Here is a 15,533-nt window from a genome sequence, read left to right as displayed (position 1 = left end):
CCGCCGGTCCGGGCGGCCGCGCTCACGGCGGCGCTGGTCGCGGCCATGGTCGCCGCTCCCCTGGTCCGCTTCGGGCTCGACTCGACCGAGGCGCTGCTGGGCGTGCCCGCGGCCGTGCTGTGGGGCGCGGCGCTGGCCGTGGGGCTGGTGCTGCGGGACGCCGACCGGCGCCACGTGGTCGCGCTGGACCGGGTGCGCACCGACGAGCGCCTGCAACTGGCGCGCGAGCTGCACGACCTGGTCGCCCACCACGTCAGCGGCATCGTGGTGCGGGCGCAGGCGGCGCGGGTCGTGGCCGGGCACCCGGCCGGGCACGACCCGGTCGAGGTGTACCGGGAGATCGAGGAGGCGGGCGTGGAGGCGTTGACCGCGACGCGGCGGCTGGTGGGGATGCTGCGCAGCCGCGAGCACGCGCCGCCGCCGCTCGGCACGGGGTTCGGGGAGGCCGTGCGCGCCGCGGCGGACGGGAGGTCCACCGTCGACATGTCGGAGGAGTTGGAGGCCATGCCGGTCCCGCCGCAGCCGGCCGGCACGGTGCAGGGTGGTGCTGGAGGCGCTGACCAACGTGCGGCGGCACGCGCCGGGCGCCACCGACGTCCGGGTCAGCGCGTTCACCGACGGCGACGACCTGGTGCTGGAGGTCCGCAACGACCGGGTGCCCGCGCAGCCCGCCGACCGGTCCGGCAGCGGGTACGGCGTGATCGGCATGGCGGAACGGGTGACCGCGCTCGGCGGCAGCCTGCACGCCGGTCCCGAGCCGGGCGACCGCTGGCGCGTCACCGCCCGGCTCCCCCTCGGCCCCGAGGACTCCCCCTTCGGCCACCTCCCGAAGGGGGTCTGAGGTGGCCACGCGGGTGCTCATCGCCGACGACCAGACGCTGGTGCGCACCGGCTTCCGGCTCATCCTCGACGCCGACCCCGGCATCGAGGTGATCGCGGAGGCGGCCGACGGCGAGTCCGCGGTCCGGCCGGCCCGGAAGCTGCGGCCGGACGTGACCCTGATGGACGTCAGGATGCCCCGGTTGGACGGCATCCGCGCCACCGGGCTGCTGGCCGGGCCGAGGGTGGACGACCCGCTGCGGGTGGTGGTGGTCACCACCTACGACATCGACGAGAACGTCTACGCGGCGCTGCTCGCCGGCGCCTGCGGTTTCCTGCTCAAGGACGCCGGGCCGCGGCTGCTGGTGGAGGCGGTGCACGCGGCGACCAAGGGCGAGGCCATGGTGTCCCCCTCGGTGACCGTGCGGCTGCTCGCCCACTTCACCGGTGGCGCGCGGGCCGGCGGGCGGCCCCGCCGCGACCCGGGCCTGCCGCTGACCTCGCGGGAGCTGGACGTGGTGCTGGCCGCGGCGCGCGGGCGGACCAACGCGGAGATCGCGACCGACCTGGGCGTCTCGCTGTCCACGGTCAAGACGCACCTGGCGAGCGTGCAGGGGAAGCTGGGGGCCCGCAACCGCACCGAGATCGCCGTGTGGGCGTGGGAGCGGCGACTGCTCGGGTGACCTCGCCGGCGGGGGTCCTGGCCTCGGCGGCTTCGCCCTCGATGACCTCGATGACCTCGGCGTCCTCGGCGGCCTTCCGGACGCGCACGACGACCGTGCGGGCCACGAGGTCACCCAGCCGCTGGTGGCACGGCGTGACCACGATGAGCACGACGCCCACCAGCCCCAGGAACAGGGTGTCGACCTGGAGCAGCAGCCGGCGCGGCAGGTAGGCCCGCGGGGTGGGCGGCCCGCCGCGCAGGGTCGTGATCCGCAGGCCCAGCCACCGCATCGCGGGCGTCGTGCCGCCGTGCCGGTGCGGGCACCACACGTCGACCCACAGGGTGCCCAGCAGCGAGGTCACCACCAGCGCGCCGAGCGGCACGAACAGCGCCTGCGGCGGTAACCGCACCACCCCGGCCGGCAGCACCACCGCCGCCAGGCTGAGGATCGTCACGGACAGGGCGGCCACCACGACCAGCAGCGTGTCCAGGCCGTACTGCGCCAGGCGCCGCAGCGCCAGCCCGGCCCCCGCCCGAAACCTCGCCACGGTCGGTCATCATGCCAACACCGCTCGTCTCGACAGGCGCGGGGCGGCCGTCCCGCGTCGTCAGACCCGGACGGCGGGCCTGGCCCGGCGGGCCGCGCCGCGCAGGAGCGCCGACCGGCCCCGGTTGGGCACCGTCCACAGGTCGTGGCCGCGCACGCCCCACCGCGCCAGCAGGGCGTTCGCGGCGAGGAAACCGGTGGTGGCGGCGCGTTCCATCAGCGCGACCGGGAGGTCGACCCGGGTCAGGTCGCCCGCCAGCACCAGCCCCGGGTCCGGGGTGGTCACGGTGGGGCGACCGGTGAAGGAGCCCGGCGCGAACAGCGGGCAGTCGTCGGCCAGCACGTGCTCCGCCTGCGCCACCCGCGCCCCGGTCAGCTCCGGGTAGACGCCCTCGGCCTCCGCCACCAGCCCGGCGACCACCTCGTCCCGGTCCGCGTCCCCGGCCAGGGCGTAGGCGTGCAGCTCCACGACGGACCCGCCGGTGCGGTCGCGGTAGTCGCGGGCCTCCGCCTCGAAGTGGTCGAGCACGCTGATGTTGTCCAGCAGCCCGAACCCGCTGGTGCCCAGGAACGGCGGCCGGTCGCGCCGGACCGGCCGGTCCAGCCACAGCCTGCTCACCAGGAACGGCGGCGCGGTGCGCAGTCCCGCGACCCGCGCCCGCCAGGCCGGGTCGCCGAGGTCGGGCGAGGCGGCCACCACGGCGCGCAGGCCGCGCACGTCGGTGGCCAGCACGACCCCGTCCACCTCCTCGCCGTCGACGAGGTGGCCACCGGGGCGGCGCGAGACGCGCTCGACCGCGCTGCCCGTGCGCACCTCCGCGCCCAGCGCCTCCAGGTAGCGGCGCAGCGGTCCCCAGAGGGTCCTCGGGTAGGGGTCGCGCGGCACGTCGAACAGCAGCCCCTCGCTGGAGCCGAGGAAGTAGATGTGGAACATGGTCGCCAGCTCGGCGGCCGACAGCGCCGACGGGTGGGCGAAGAAGCTGCGGGAGAACACCTCGAACGCCAGGTGCCGCGCGGTGTCGGGGAAGCGGATGTCCCGCAGAAACGCGTCGGCGTCCACGGTGTCCAGCTCGGCGTAGGTGCGCGGCAGCGACACGTCGAACAGGGCGGTGGCCGCGCGGGTGTCCATCCGGGTCAGGTCCCGCAGGGTGAAGGTGTCGCTGCGCAGCACGAAGCCGGCCACGTTCCACGGCGGCGTCAGGGGCAGGCCGGCGAAGCTCTCCCTGGTGCCGTCGGCGTGGACCAGCGGGTAGTCGGCCACCGGCCGCAGCAGCGCCAGCTCGGGGTCGACGCGGCGCAGCAGCGCGCGCAGGTTGTAGTACTGGCGGAAGAACGCGTGGAAGCCGCGCGTCATCGTCTCGCCCGTGGTGGTCTCCCAGCCGCGCACCCGCCCACCCAGCTGCTCCTCGCGCTCGTGCAGCACCACGCGCGCGCCGCGCTCGGCGAGGCCGACCGCCGCGGCCACCCCGACGATGCCGCCGCCGACCACCACGACGCGCGGTCCCGCGCCGTCCGCGCGGGGCCGGCCGGACGGTCCGGGCAGCGGGCGGGCGTGCCGGTCGCGGCCAGGCGCGGCGCGGCCGTCCCCGGCCGGGGGTGAGGTGGTCATGCGGCCGATCCTGGCACCGGGGGCGGGGTCCCGCTGGACGAGTGGTGGGCCGGCCGGTGGGCGGTGGCACACCACCCCCAGCGCACTCGTCCAGCCTGATCGGGTGAGGGACCTTAGGGTCGTCCCCATGTCGACCGGTGTGGCTTCCCGCGTTCCCGTGCGCGTCCTCCCGGCCACCGCGTGGGCCTGCGGCGCGGGCGTGGTGCTGGCCCAGATCGTCTACTCGATGACCGACCCCGGCGACCGCCTGCCGACCACGGTGCTGTCGGTCGTGCTGTTCTGCGTCGCCTCCACCCTGGACGCGGCGTCGCGGTGCGGGTGGCGGGTGGCGGGCGCCCTGGTGGCCGTCGCGGGTGGCGGCGGGCTGCTGGCCGAGGCGGTCGGGGTGCGCACCGGCTTCCCCTTCGGGGAGTACGACTACACCGGCACCCTGGGCGCGGAGGTGCTGGGCGTGCCGGTGCTGGTGCCGATGGCCTGGACGATGATGGCGTGGCCGGCGGTGCTGGTCGGTCGGGCTCTGGGCGGTCGGGCGCTGGGCGGTCGGACTTTGGGCTCGGGCTGGGCGGTGGTGCCGCTGGCGGGGTGGGCGCTGGCGTCCTGGGACCTCTTCCTCGACCCGCAGATGGTCGACGCGGGCCACTGGGCGTGGGCGCACCCGGAGCCGGGGCTGCCCGGCGTCGACGGCATCCCGCTGACGAACTTCGCGGGCTGGCTGCTGGTGGCGCTGCTGATCACCGGGGTCCTGCACGCGCGGCTGGGCCGCCGGGCCGACCGGGAGACCGACCTGCGCGCCGGGCCCGCGCCGGTGCTCTACCTGTGGACCTACGGGTCGTCGGTGTGGGCGCACGCGGCGTTCTTCGACAGGCCGTGGGTGTCGCTGGTCGCGGGCGTGCTGATGGGCGCGGTGGCGGTGCCGTTCGCCGTCGCGCTGTGGCGGGCGCACCGGCGGGGCGGGCACCGGTGAGGCGTCCTCGGGCGAATCGGCTGTTCCGGGGGCTGGTGAGGGGCGGTTCGGCGGTGGCCGCGCTGGGCGCCGCGCACGCCCTGGTCAACTCCCGCCTGGTGCGCACGCCGCCCGCCGACCCGCCGCCGTGCCGGGAACCGGTGTCGCTGCTGGTGCCCGCCCGCGACGAGGCCCACCGGATCGCACCCACCCTGCGGTCGCTGCTGGCCCAGGAGGGCGTGCCGGACCTGGAGGTGCTGGTGCTGGACGACGGGTCCACCGACGGCACCGCCGACGTGGTCCGGGCCGTCGGCGGCGACCGGGTGCGGGTGATCGCCGGCGACCCGCCGCCGCCCGGCCTGCCGGGCAAGCCGCACGCCTGCGCCCGGCTCGCCGCCGAGGCGCGCGGCCGGGTGCTGGTGTTCGTGGACGCGGACGTGGTGCTGGCGCCGCACGCGGTGGCCGCCGCCGCGCACCTGCTGCGCTCGGCGGGGCTGGACGCGGTGTCGCCGTTCCCCCGGCAGCTGGCCGACGACGCCGCGACGCGCCTGGTGCAGCCGCTGCTCCAGTGGTCGTGGCTGGTGTTCCTGCCGCTGCGCCTGGCCGAGCGGTCGCCGCGGGAGTCGCTGTGCGCGGCCAACGGCCAGTTCTTCGTCATCGACGCGGCGGCCCTGGCGCGCTGCGGCGGGTTCGGGGCCGTCGCCGACGCCGTGCTGGACGACATCGCGCTGATGCGCGCGGTCAAGCGCGCGGGCGGGCGCGGCGCGGTGGCCGACGGCAGCGGGATCGCGGAGTGCCGGATGTACCGGGGCTGGCCGGAGGTCGCGGCGGGCTACGAGAAGTCGCTGTGGGCGGTCACCGGCAGCCCGGTCGCGGCGGCCGCGCTCGCCGCCGGGCTGGCGTCGGCGTTCGTGCTGCCGCCGCTGGCCGCCCTGGCGGGGTCGCGCGCCGGGCTGCTGGGGTACGCCTGGGCGGTCGTGGGTCGCGTGGTCGCCGCGCGCCGCACGGGCGGTCGGGCGTGGCCGGACGCGCTGGCGCACCCGGTCTCGGTCGGCGCGCTGCTGACCCTGCTGGCCCGCTCGTGGCGGGCGCGCCGCGCGGGCGCGCTCACCTGGAAGAGCCGACCGCTGCACGGGAGCCGCTGATGGCCGGGGTCGTCGTGGTGGGCGCGGGAATGGGCGGGCTGGCCGCCGCCGCGCGGCTGGCCGCGGGTGGGCACCGGGTGACCGTGCTGGAGCAGGCCGGGACGCACGGCGGGAAGCTGGGCGAGCTGCGGCGCCACGGGTTCGCCTTCGACACCGGACCCTCCCTGCTGACGCTGCCGCAGGTCTACCGCGACCTGTTCGCCGCCACCGGGGGCCCGCTGGACGGCGTGGTCGACCTCGTGCCGGTCGAACCCACCTGCCACTACCGCTTCGCCGACGGGTCCGAAGTGGACGTCCCGCACGACGCGGCCGCCGTGCCCGCCGCGCTGGACGCGTGGAGCCCCGGCACGGGCGGGGAGTGGGCGGCGCTGATGGCGGACGCGGCCCGCCTGTGGGACCTGGTGGGCGAACCGGTGCTGCAACGGCCGCTGGGCGGGGCGGCCGACCTGGTGCGGCGCTCGGCGAGCGTGCGGGACCTGCTGGCGCTGTCGCCCTGGCGGACGTTGCGGACCGTGGGCAGGCGGCGGCTGTCCGACCCGCGGGCGCGCGTGCTGCTCGACCGGTACGCCACCTACAGCGGCTCGGACCCGCGCCGGCTGCCGGGGTTGATGACCGTGGTGCCCTACGTCGAGCAGCGCTACGGCGGCTGGTACGTGCGCGGCGGCCTGCGCCGGCTCGGCGACGCGTTGTTCGACCGCTGCGAAGAGCTCGGCGTGCGGTTCGAGTTCGACGCGCGCGTGACGGCGGTGGAGACCTCGGGCGCCGGCGTGTCCGGGGTGCGGCTGGCCGGCGGCGCCCGCGTGCCCGCCGAGGTCGTGGTGTCCGACGCGGACGCCACGCGCCTCTACCGGGACCTGCTGCCCGACCGGCGCGCCCGCCGGCCGCGCCGCGCCCTCGGCCGGGTCGTGCCGTCGCTGTCGGGTTTCGTGCTGCTGCTGGCGTTGCGCGGCCGGTCGCCGCGCCCCCACCACCACCGCGTGCTGTTCCCGGCCGACTACGACGACGAGTTCGACTCCCTGTTCGGCCGCGCGCCGCGCCCGGTGCCGGACCCGGCGGTGTACGTCTGCTCCCCCGACGACCCGGCGGTCCGGCCGGACGGCCACGAGGCGTGGTTCGTGCTGGTGAACGCGCCCCGCCAGGGCCAGGTCGACTGGACCGCGCCGGGTCTGGCCGAGCGGTACGCCGACCGCGTGCTGGACGTGCTCGCCGCGCGCGGCCACGACGTGCGCGACCGGTTGCTGTGGCGCGAGGTCCGCACCCCCGCCGACTGGGAGCGCGACACCGGTTCGGCGGGCGGCGCGCTGTACGGCTCGTCGTCCAACGGTCCGCGCGCCGCGCTGCTGCGCCCGGCCAACCGCGCGCCCGTGCCGGGCCTCTACCTGGTCGGCGGGTCGGCCCACCCCGGTGGCGGCCTGCCGCTGGTGGCGATGTCCGCGCGCATCGCGGCCGACCTCATCGGACCGGCGTGAGCCCGGCCAGCCCGCGCCGGAGCGCCACCGCGAGCTGGACGCCGCCGACCACGGCCACGACCGCCCACAGGGCGAGGCACACCGCGCCCCAGGACCAGCCGAGCCACGGCGCGCCCGCCGGCCACGCGCCCGCGCCCAGGCAGGCCACCGCGGCGATCACCACCCGGGTGGGCCGTTCCGCGACGGTCACCGCGCCCGCGCCGGTCATCCCGACGCCCTGAGCGCGGGCGCGGGCGTACTCGTGCAGGAACAGCGCCCCGCCCACCGCCGCGCCCAGCCACCCCGGGCCGCCCAGCACCACCAGCAGTCCCACCAGGGCCACGTCGGAGAGGCGGTCGGCCACCGCGTCCACCACCGCGCCCAGCGGGCGCGCCCGGCCGGTGCGCAGGGCCACCGCGCCGTCCAGCCCGTCGAGGACACCGGAGAGCACGACCAGCGGCGCGGACAGCAGCGCCCACCGCCCGCCCAGCGCGGCCGGCCCGAGCGCGGCGACCGCCACCAGCACGCCGCACACCGAGAGCGCGTCCGGGGACGCGCCGGGCAGCCGCCGGGCGAGCGCGTGCACGAACCGGATCCAGCCCACCGCCAGGCGGTTGCCGGACACGTCCTGCCCGTGCAGCCGGGACCAGCCCTCGACCGGCTCGTCCAGGTTGTCCACCAGGTCACGGTACGCGGACCGACCCGCCGGGTACGTATGCGGCCATGGGACTCACCCGCGCGACGCTCCGCCACGCGCTGGCCGCGCTGCGCGGGCGCGACCTGGCGCTCTGGGCGGCCGGCATCACCTTCTTCGCCGCGCTGGCCGTCGTCCCCGTGCTGCTGCTGGCGCTGCGCGGGGCGGCCGAGCTGTTCGGCGCGGACCTCGTGCTCGACGGGACGCGACTGCTCGCCGACGCGCTGCCCGAGGCCCAGCGCCCCGGCCCGGCGCTGGAGCAGCTCGCGACCGCCGCCCTGGACGCCTCCTGGTGGGCGCTGGCCTCCGCCCTGCTGCCCGCCAGCCTGTACGGGGAGGGGCTGCGCCGGGGCCTGGCGCAGCTGGCGGGCGAACCGGCCGGCGCGAAGACGGGCTGGGCGGGGCGGCTGGGGTTCCTGCCGGTCATCGCGGCCTCGCCGCTGCTGATCGCGGCGCCCCTGGCGCTGGCGCCGCACGTGGCGCCGCAGTACCGGGCGGGTGGCTGGTCGGCGGTGTGGGGCGTGGTGGTGTCCTTCCACGTCGACTGGATCGCGCTGTCGGTGGCGATCTGCCTGGTGTTCCTGGCCACCGGCCCGTCCGCGCTGACGCGGGCGCAGGCGGTGGTCGGCGGGTTCGTCGCGGGCGCCGTGCTCACCGGTTTCCTGCACGGCTTCCTGCTGTTCCTGGCCATCCCGGTGGACTGGGCGTTCCCGTTCGCCGGGCTGCGGGTGGTGGGCGCGGTGGCGGCGCTGGGGCTGTGGATCTACCTGCTGCACGTGATCCTGCTGCTGGGCTACCGGGTGCTGCTGAGCTTCCGCGCGTGTGAACGAGAACACACCCGGGTCGCACAGCTCGCGGAACAACAAAGTTGAGCCCCTCGTTGTCAAGTGCAGGAGGCGGCGGGGACCGCCGGGAGCAGAGATCAGGAGGCGAGCGCCGTGAACATGCGCACGGACCACCCGTTCCGGCAGCTGGAGCGGCTGACCCAGCAGGTGTTCGGCGACGAGGGCACGCCGTCGCGTTCCTCGGCCGTGCCGATGGACGCCTACCGCAGGGGTGACGAGTTCTTCGTGCAGTTCGACCTGCCGGGCGTCTCCCCCGACTCGATCGACCTCAGCGTGGAGCGCAACGTGCTCACCGTCCGGGCCGAGCGCGCCGCCGAGGCGGGCGAGGCCGGCGAGGAGCGCCGGTGGCAGGTCGCCGAGCGGCCGCGCGGCGTGTTCTCGCGCCGGGTGTTCCTGGGCGACGCCCTGGACAGCGACCGGATCGAGGCGGACTACGAGGCCGGGGTGCTGACCCTCCGCATCCCGGTGGCCGAGAAGGCGCAGCCGCGCCGGATCGCGGTCGGCCGGCGCGAGCGGGTCGACGCCTGATCCCCACCCCCGACGGCCCGGTCGCGAGCACGCGACCGGGCCGTCGACGTGTGCGCGGCACGACCCCCGACCTGCACGCGGCCGAGCCGTCGACGAGTACCCGGCCCGACCGCCTCCGCGCGCGTGTCCGAGCCGCCGACCTGCGCGTGTCCGGTTCAGGGGTAGCCCCCTGAACCGGACACGTCACCCCTTCAGGGGGTGACACCCCCGGTGATCTCTAGTCTCATGGGGGTGTCCCCTATCCCCACCAGGGTGGAACACGGCCGGATGAGCACCGCGATCAGCGACCACCTGAGCCGTGCCCTGCGGGCGACGTGGCAGGGCCTGCTGCTGATCGGGCTCGCCGCGCTGTCGCTGGTCTCGTTCATCCTCACCGTCGTCTCGATGGCCTTCCTCCCGCTGGGCGTCGGCCTGGTGCTGGTGCCGGCCGCGATCGGCGTGCTGCGCTGGACCGCGAACCGGGGCCGCCGGCTGGCCGGCGCGGCGGGCGCCGAGACCGAGGAGCCCTACCTGCCCACCCCCAGGCCAACGGGCGGGCTCGCCGGGCTCGCCCAGCGCGTGCAGTGGGTGCTCGTCGAGGCGGCCACGTGGCGCGACCTGCTGTGGGCGTTGACGAACTCGCTGGTCGGGTTCCTCGCGGGCCTGCTGCCGGCGACCATGCTGGGCTACGCCATCCAGGGCGTGGTGGTGCCGCCCGTGCTGTGGTGGGACGACCCACATGGTGACGTCGTGGCCTTCTGGAACGGCCTCATCCCCCTGGACGAACGGGGCACCACCGCCGCGCTGTCCGTGTTCGTCGGACTGCTGGTCGGCACGCTGTGGTCGTGGTCCGCGCCGCACCTGGTGCACGGGCAGGCGGTGTTCACCCGCTCCCTGCTGGCGCCGACGAAGCGCTCGCGCCTGGCGGACCGGGTCAAGCAGCTCGCCGACTCGCGCTCCGCGATCATCGACATCCAGGAGGCGGAGCTGCGCCGCATCGAGCGCGACCTGCACGACGGCGCGCAGGCCCGGCTGGTGGCGATCGGCATGAAGCTCGGCGCGGCGGACCGGTACCTGGAGTCCGATGTGCACAGTGCCCGCACGCTGCTCACCGAGGCGCGCGAGGCGTCGGTGAAGGCGTTGGACGAACTGCGGAACCTGGTCCGCGGCATCCACCCGCCCGTGCTCGCCGAACGCGGCCTGGGCGCGGCGATCGAGGCGCTGGCGTTCGAGAGCCCGCTCGACGTGGCGCTGACCGTGGACCTGCCGCGCCGGCTCTACCCGCCGCTGGAGTCGGCCGCCTACTTCGCGGTGACGGAGCTGCTGACCAACGCGGCCAAGCACGCCGACCCCCGCCGGGTCGAGATCACCGCGACGCTGACCGAGGACCTGCTGCGCATCACCGTCGCCGACGACGGCCGCGGCGGCGCGGACCTCGACCACGGCACCGGGTTGCGGGGCATCGCCCGCAGGTGCGAGACGTTCGACGGTACGCTGGCCGTTCGCAGTCCAGTCGGGGGACCGACTGCCATCACCCTGGAGCTGCCGTGCGCGTCGTCCTCGCCGAGGACCTCTACCTCCTGAGACAAGGTCTGGTCCAGCTGCTGGAGTCACACGGGTTCGAGATCGTGGCCGCCGTGGACAACGGGCCGCAGCTGCTCTCCGTGCTGCTCTCCGAGCGCCCGGACGTGGCCGTGGTGGACGTGCGGCTGCCGCCGACGTTCACCGACGAGGGCATCCAGGCGGCGCTGGAGGCGCGGCGCCAGGTCAAGGGCCTGCCGATCCTGGTGCTGTCCCAGCACGTGGAGAGCCTCTACGCCCGCGAGCTGCTGGCCGACGGCGCGGGCGGCATCGGCTACCTGCTCAAGGACCGGGTGTTCAACAGCGACCAGTTCATCGACGCGGTGCGCCGCGTCGCGGACGGCGGCACCTCGATGGACCCGCAGGTGATCTCCCGGCTGCTGGCGGGCAACGCGCGGCGCGAGCCGCTGGCGACGCTGACCCAGCGGGAGCGCGAGGTCCTGTCGCTCATGGCGGAGGGCTGCTCCAACGCCGCGGTCGCCCAGCGCCTGGTGATCAGCCAGGGCGCGGTCGCGAAGTACACCACGAACATCTTCACCAAGCTGGACATCCTCCAGTCCGACGACCACAACCGGCGGGTGCTGGCGGTCCTGGCGTACCTGAACGCCCCGTCGGGCCGCGCCACCGGCTGAAAATCCCGGGCGGCCGGTGGGCCCCCGAACAAATCACGCCGCCGCCGGGGGGGACCCGGCGGCGGCGCGCCCTCTTTCGAGGGGGGTGGGTCCCGGAGCCAGGGGGGAGGAGGCTCCGGGACCCGATAGGGGGTGGTTCGGGGGTATCAGTCGGCCGCCCGCGCGGCCTCGGCCGAGGGCACCGCCAGGATCTTGCGGGCCGGCAGCAACGTCGCCGCCAGGGTCAGCGCGAACGCGCCCACCACGACCGCCAGGAAGATCCACACGGGTCCCGACGGCAGTGGTCGGTCCAGCACCACGATGCTGAAGGGCATCAACGTGGCCACCGAGGCGACGGTGCCGAGCACGATGCCGATCGCCGCGACCACCGACGCCTCCAGCGCGAGCATCTGCATCACCTGGCGCGGCGTGGTCCCGATCAACCGCTGCACGCCCAGCTCGCGCTTGCGCGACGCGGTCGCCATCACCAGCGTGTTCGCCACCGAGATCAGGGTGTACCCGGTGATCAGGCCGACCAGCAGGTAGTTCACCCAGGTCTGCGTCTCCGTGCCCTTGGCGAAGGTGATGATGGCCGAGCTGTCGCCGACGACCGCGCCGGGCACCGCGGCCATCCGCTCGCCCACCGCCGCCATCAGCGCCTCCGGCGAGGTGCCGGGCGCGGCCTTGACCAGGATCTGCTGCGCCAGCCCGGTGGTGGTGTGCTCGGCCAGCAGGCCGGCGGAGACCATGATCGTCTCGTAGCCCTCCTTGGCCTCGTACAGCGCCACGACCGTCACCTCGGCCGGCTCGCGGTCGCCCAGGCGCAGCGTCACCTTGTCGCCGACGCCCACGCCCATGTCGGTGGCCTGCGCCACCGGCAGCCCGGCGGTCGCGCCGGTCAGGTCGGCCAGGTCGCCCTGGACCGGGGTGATGCCGGTGATCTGCGCCGCGCTCCCGCCGTCCACGCCCTGCATCGGCCACGGGCTGGACACGTGCGAACCGTCGTAGGGCTTGTCGATCCAGCCCGCGCTGGTCACGTACCGGGTGGCGGCTTCCACGCCCGGGACCGACCGCACCTGCTCCACGACGTCGGGCGCCAGGCCGCCGGTGGACGAGGACACCACCGCGTCGGCCCGCAGGTCCTCGGCGAACCAGCGGGTCGCCGCCGCCTCCTGCGTGGTCGAGAGGTAGAAGTTCGACAGCGCGATGCCGACCGCGAGCATGATCGGCGTGACCGCCGCGGCCATCCGCACCGAGCGCAGCCGCACGTTGTTGTTGGCCAGGTACCCGACCACACCGCCGGCGGCGCGCACCGGCGCGGCGAACACGCGGCCGATCACCTTGGTCAGGCCGGGGCTGATCAGCGCCAGCCCGATCGCCCACGCCATCACCGCCGGGCCCGCCGTGGCCGAGGCCACCGGGCCGGCCATGAACGCGCCGGTGACGATGAACAGGCCGATGCCGATGAGGAAGAAGAACACCGCGAACAGCACGCGCGGGAAGGTGACCCACTTGCGCTGCACCGACGCCTCGGCCATCGCCTCGACCGGGTTCACCTTGGCCGCGCGGGAGCTGGTGATGCGGGCGGCGAGCAGCGCGCTCAGCAGCGCCACCGCCGGACCGATCAGGTAGGCGAGGAAACCCTGGTGGTACTCCACGACCGGCGAGATGACCCCGGCCTCGGAGATGATCTCGAACATCAGCGGCCCGATCACGATGCCGGGCAGGCAGCCCAGCACCGCGGCGCCGATCGCGACGAAGAACGCCTCGCCGACGATCATCCGGCGCACCTGCCGCGGCGTGGCGCCCAGGGCGCGCAGCGACGCGATCTCCTTGAGGCGCTGCTGGATCGACAGGCCCAGCGTGCTGGAGACGACGAACATCGCGATGAACACCGCCATGCCGCCGAACACCGCGGCGAGCGGGATGAGCTGCGCCCGGCCGCCGACGGCCTCCGGGTGCTCCGCGAGACCGCGGTCGTCCCCGATCAGCGCCAGGTAGGGCTGCCCGGCGAACCGGTCCTCCAGGGACTCCTGGAAGGCTTCGGCGTCCACGCCGGGGCGCAGGAACAGGCCGAAGGCGCTGACCTGGTCGCCGTGCTGGCCGAGGTCGCCGATCGCCGAGTCGGCGAAGAACAGCAGCGACTGCGGGTCGCGCTCCGCCGGCGACACGACACCCGTGACGCGGAAGGAGTCCGTCTCGCCCCGGGTCACCACGTCGACCTGGTCGCCCACGCCGACGCCGGCCAGGCTCGCGGTGGCCGCGTCCAGCACCACGTCGCGGTTCCCGGTCGGCTCGTCGCCCTCGACCAGGCTGAACGGCCCGAGCTGGGCCGATTCCCAGGCGTGGCCCAGGGACTGCGCCCCGGCCTGCACCGGGCGGCCGTCCCGCACGACCGTCGCGGCCACGATGGTCTCGGCGACCACGCGCTCGACGCCGTCGATCGAGGCCAGCTCGTCGGCCATCGCCGGGTCGAGCCACTGGCGCTCGGCGAGCGCCACGGTCTTCATGTCCTTGGTGTCGTTCGGGTCTTCCTTGGGCACCAGGTACGCCTGCTGCCCGCTGACCACGACGGGCGCCGCGGCGAGCCGCTGCGGCGGCACGGCGACCCGGATGCCGGTCTCCATGAGGCCGGCGCACGCGATCACCAGGCCCGAGCCGAGGAACACCGCGATGAACGTCGCGATGAACCCGGCCTTGCGGTACCGCAGGGTGCGGAGGGCGAGCTGCCACATCAGTAGTTGCCCCCTCGACCCCGTCGGTCCGTGCCCTGCTGGCTGAGGCTGAACGACCGCTGCGGGCGCTCGACCATCGCGGTCAGGTGCGTCATCCGCTCGGCGACGGCCTCGGCGGTCGGGTGCTGGAGCTGCCCGATGATCTGGCCGTCGATGAGGAAGATGACGCTGTCCGCGTGCGAGGCCGCCACCGGGTCGTGCGTCACCATCACGATGGTCTGGCCGCTGACCAGGACCGACTCGCGCATGAGGTCCAGGACCTCCAGCGCGGTGCGGGTGTCGAGGGCGCCGGTCGGCTCGTCCGCGAACACCACGGCGGGCTCCGAGACCAGGGCGCGGGCGATCGCCACGCGCTGCTGCTGGCCACCGGACAGCTCACCGGGCAGGTGCGTGCGGCGCTGCTCCAGGCCGACGCGGCGGATGACGTCCGCGACGCGGTTGCGGTCGATCTTGCGACCGGCCAGCTTCATCGGCAGCGTGACGTTCTGCTCGACGGTGAGGGCGGGCAGCAGGTTGAAGCTCTGGAAGATGAAGCCGACGCGCTCGCGGCGCAGCTCGGTCAGCTGGACCTCGGTCATGCCGGTGAGGTCGACGCCGTCGAGGATGACCGCGCCGGTCGTCGGCTGGTCGAGGCCGGCCGAGCACTGGAGGAACGTGCTCTTGCCCGAGCCCGAGGGACCCATGACCGCGGTGAAGCTGCCGTAGTCCAGCGCGATGTCGACTCCGCGCAGCGCCTCCACCGCGCTGTCACCCTTGCCGTAGGTCTTGCGGACCGAGTCCAAGCGCACGGCCGCGGGGGTGCTGCCACTCCCGCCGTGCTGGTCCCTCCGCCTACCGCCAAACATCGCCACTCACCCGCATTCCTGTTGGTCCTGCTCTTCGTGCCTTGCCGCTAACGCTATGGGGAACGCGGTGCGCGTTCCATGGACCTAGGAGCACATCTGGGGTGGGTCTGGGCCCACCCTGGGGGTGGGTCGGGGTGCGAACCCCTGCGCGTCCTGGTCCCGGCGCGGGTTTCGGGAGCCCGCGGGCTTGGGAACTGCCGGCCGGCCGGTGGCCCGGTGGCCCGCCGGCCGGTGGCTGGTGGCCCGCCGGCCGGTGGCTGGTCGCCGGTGGCCGGTGGCTGGTCGCCGGTGGCCGGCCGCTGGTGGCCGCTGGTGGCCAGTGACTGGTGGTGGCCAGTGACTGGTGGTGGCCAGTGACTGGTGGTGGGCGGCTCCCGCCAGACCGGCGACCCGCCAGACCGGTGGCCGGTGGGACGGCTCCCCGCCGGGCGGGCGGCCGTGAGCCGGCAGCTCGGTAACCCGGCCGCCGGCGGGCCAGCCCTGCCGCCGGCCAGACACCGGCCCGGCAACCCGCCGGGCCGGCGGGGCCGGTAGCCAGCC

14 protein-coding genes and 1 pseudogene are annotated in these 15,533 nt (G+C 75.5%); 10 read left to right on the top strand and 5 right to left on the bottom strand.

All coding sequences use genetic code 11. The annotated features are described in order from the left end of the window. Window positions 1-45 precede the first annotated feature (45 nt). The 3 genes and pseudogenes from ACFP3R_RS37000 to ACFP3R_RS36990 all read left to right on the top strand — a co-directional run. A pseudogene (locus ACFP3R_RS37000) lies at window positions 46-345 on the top strand (histidine kinase); the annotation flags it as partial. Window positions 346-544: 199 nt separating this feature from the next. Further along, window positions 545-841: a sensor histidine kinase gene (locus ACFP3R_RS36995; protein WP_380643604.1), complete on the top strand. Its 297-nt coding sequence runs from the start codon at window positions 545-547 to the stop codon at window positions 839-841. A 1-nt stretch (window position 842) separates the two neighbouring features. Further along, entirely contained in the window at window positions 843-1,502 is a 660-nt protein-coding gene (locus tag ACFP3R_RS36990) for a response regulator (RefSeq protein WP_380643602.1), read from the top strand. Here ACFP3R_RS36990 and ACFP3R_RS36985 read toward each other — a convergent pair. After that, window positions 1,408-2,031 (bottom strand): RDD family protein, encoded by a 624-nt coding sequence (locus tag ACFP3R_RS36985; protein ID WP_380643599.1) that lies wholly within the window; start codon window positions 2,029-2,031, stop codon window positions 1,408-1,410. The two genes, ACFP3R_RS36990 and ACFP3R_RS36985, sit on opposite strands and share 95 nt — an antisense overlap. 60 nt (window positions 2,032-2,091) lie before the next feature. Next, window positions 2,092-3,639, bottom strand: a complete 1,548-nt coding sequence (locus tag ACFP3R_RS36980; RefSeq protein WP_380643597.1) for an FAD-dependent oxidoreductase — start codon at window positions 3,637-3,639, stop codon at window positions 2,092-2,094. Between the two features lie 127 nt (window positions 3,640-3,766). On the opposite strand from ACFP3R_RS36980, the gene ACFP3R_RS36975 reads away from it, so the two are divergent. Genes ACFP3R_RS36975 through ACFP3R_RS36965 form a run of 3 tightly spaced genes read left to right on the top strand, consistent with a single transcriptional unit; the run spans window position 3,767 to window position 7,196 of the window. After that, window positions 3,767-4,603: a carotenoid biosynthesis protein gene (locus ACFP3R_RS36975; protein WP_380643595.1), complete on the top strand. Its 837-nt coding sequence runs from the start codon at window positions 3,767-3,769 to the stop codon at window positions 4,601-4,603. 35 nt (window positions 4,604-4,638) lie between these two features. Continuing rightward, window positions 4,639-5,727 carry a glycosyltransferase family 2 protein gene (locus ACFP3R_RS36970; RefSeq protein WP_380643592.1) on the top strand — a complete coding sequence of 363 codons (1,089 nt, stop codon included), beginning with the start codon at window positions 4,639-4,641 and terminating at the stop codon, window positions 5,725-5,727. Beyond that, a complete protein-coding gene (locus tag ACFP3R_RS36965) occupies window positions 5,727-7,196 on the top strand; it encodes a phytoene desaturase family protein (protein WP_380643589.1) in 1,470 nt (489 codons plus the stop codon). The genes ACFP3R_RS36970 and ACFP3R_RS36965 overlap by 1 nt, the downstream gene beginning before the upstream one ends. Here ACFP3R_RS36965 and ACFP3R_RS36960 read toward each other — a convergent pair. After that, complete coding sequence (locus ACFP3R_RS36960) at window positions 7,180-7,854, bottom strand: CDP-alcohol phosphatidyltransferase family protein (RefSeq protein ID WP_380643587.1); 675 nt, start codon at window positions 7,852-7,854, stop codon at window positions 7,180-7,182. The genes ACFP3R_RS36965 and ACFP3R_RS36960 overlap by 17 nt on opposite strands. A 44-nt stretch (window positions 7,855-7,898) precedes the next feature. On the opposite strand from ACFP3R_RS36960, the gene ACFP3R_RS36955 reads away from it, so the two are divergent. The 4 genes from ACFP3R_RS36955 to ACFP3R_RS36940 all read left to right on the top strand — a co-directional run bounded on the left by ACFP3R_RS36955 (window position 7,899) and on the right by ACFP3R_RS36940 (window position 11,434). After that, on the top strand, window positions 7,899-8,741 hold the full coding sequence (locus ACFP3R_RS36955) for a YhjD/YihY/BrkB family envelope integrity protein (RefSeq protein WP_380643584.1): 843 nt from the start codon (window positions 7,899-7,901) through the stop codon (window positions 8,739-8,741). 66 nt (window positions 8,742-8,807) lie between these two features. After that, a complete protein-coding gene (locus ACFP3R_RS36950; protein WP_380643582.1) occupies window positions 8,808-9,242 on the top strand; it encodes an Hsp20/alpha crystallin family protein in 435 nt (144 codons plus the stop codon). A 267-nt stretch (window positions 9,243-9,509) separates the two neighbouring features. Continuing rightward, on the top strand, window positions 9,510-10,805 hold the full coding sequence (locus tag ACFP3R_RS36945) for a sensor histidine kinase (protein WP_380643580.1): 1,296 nt from the start codon (window positions 9,510-9,512) through the stop codon (window positions 10,803-10,805). After that, window positions 10,769-11,434, top strand: coding sequence for a response regulator transcription factor (locus ACFP3R_RS36940; protein ID WP_380643577.1), 666 nt, complete (start codon window positions 10,769-10,771; stop codon window positions 11,432-11,434). The genes ACFP3R_RS36945 and ACFP3R_RS36940 overlap by 37 nt, the downstream gene beginning before the upstream one ends. 146 nt (window positions 11,435-11,580) lie before the next feature. On the opposite strand, the gene ACFP3R_RS36935 is transcribed toward ACFP3R_RS36940, so the two are convergent. Both ACFP3R_RS36935 and ACFP3R_RS36930 read right to left on the bottom strand, forming a co-directional pair. Further along, window positions 11,581-14,148, bottom strand: a complete 2,568-nt coding sequence (locus tag ACFP3R_RS36935; protein WP_380643575.1) for an FtsX-like permease family protein — start codon at window positions 14,146-14,148, stop codon at window positions 11,581-11,583. Continuing rightward, window positions 14,148-14,993, bottom strand: coding sequence for an ABC transporter ATP-binding protein (locus ACFP3R_RS36930; protein WP_380643572.1), 846 nt, complete (start codon window positions 14,991-14,993; stop codon window positions 14,148-14,150). Before ACFP3R_RS36930 ends, ACFP3R_RS36935 begins: the two co-directional genes overlap by 1 nt. Window positions 14,994-15,533 lie beyond the last annotated feature (540 nt).

The sequence above is a fragment of the Saccharothrix lopnurensis genome (genome assembly GCF_042658445.1).
Taxonomy (GTDB): Bacteria; Actinomycetota; Actinomycetes; order Mycobacteriales; family Pseudonocardiaceae; genus Actinosynnema; species Actinosynnema lopnurensis.
Note: the sequence above shows the minus strand (reverse complement) of the source record. Positions and strands in the feature narration are given on the sequence as shown.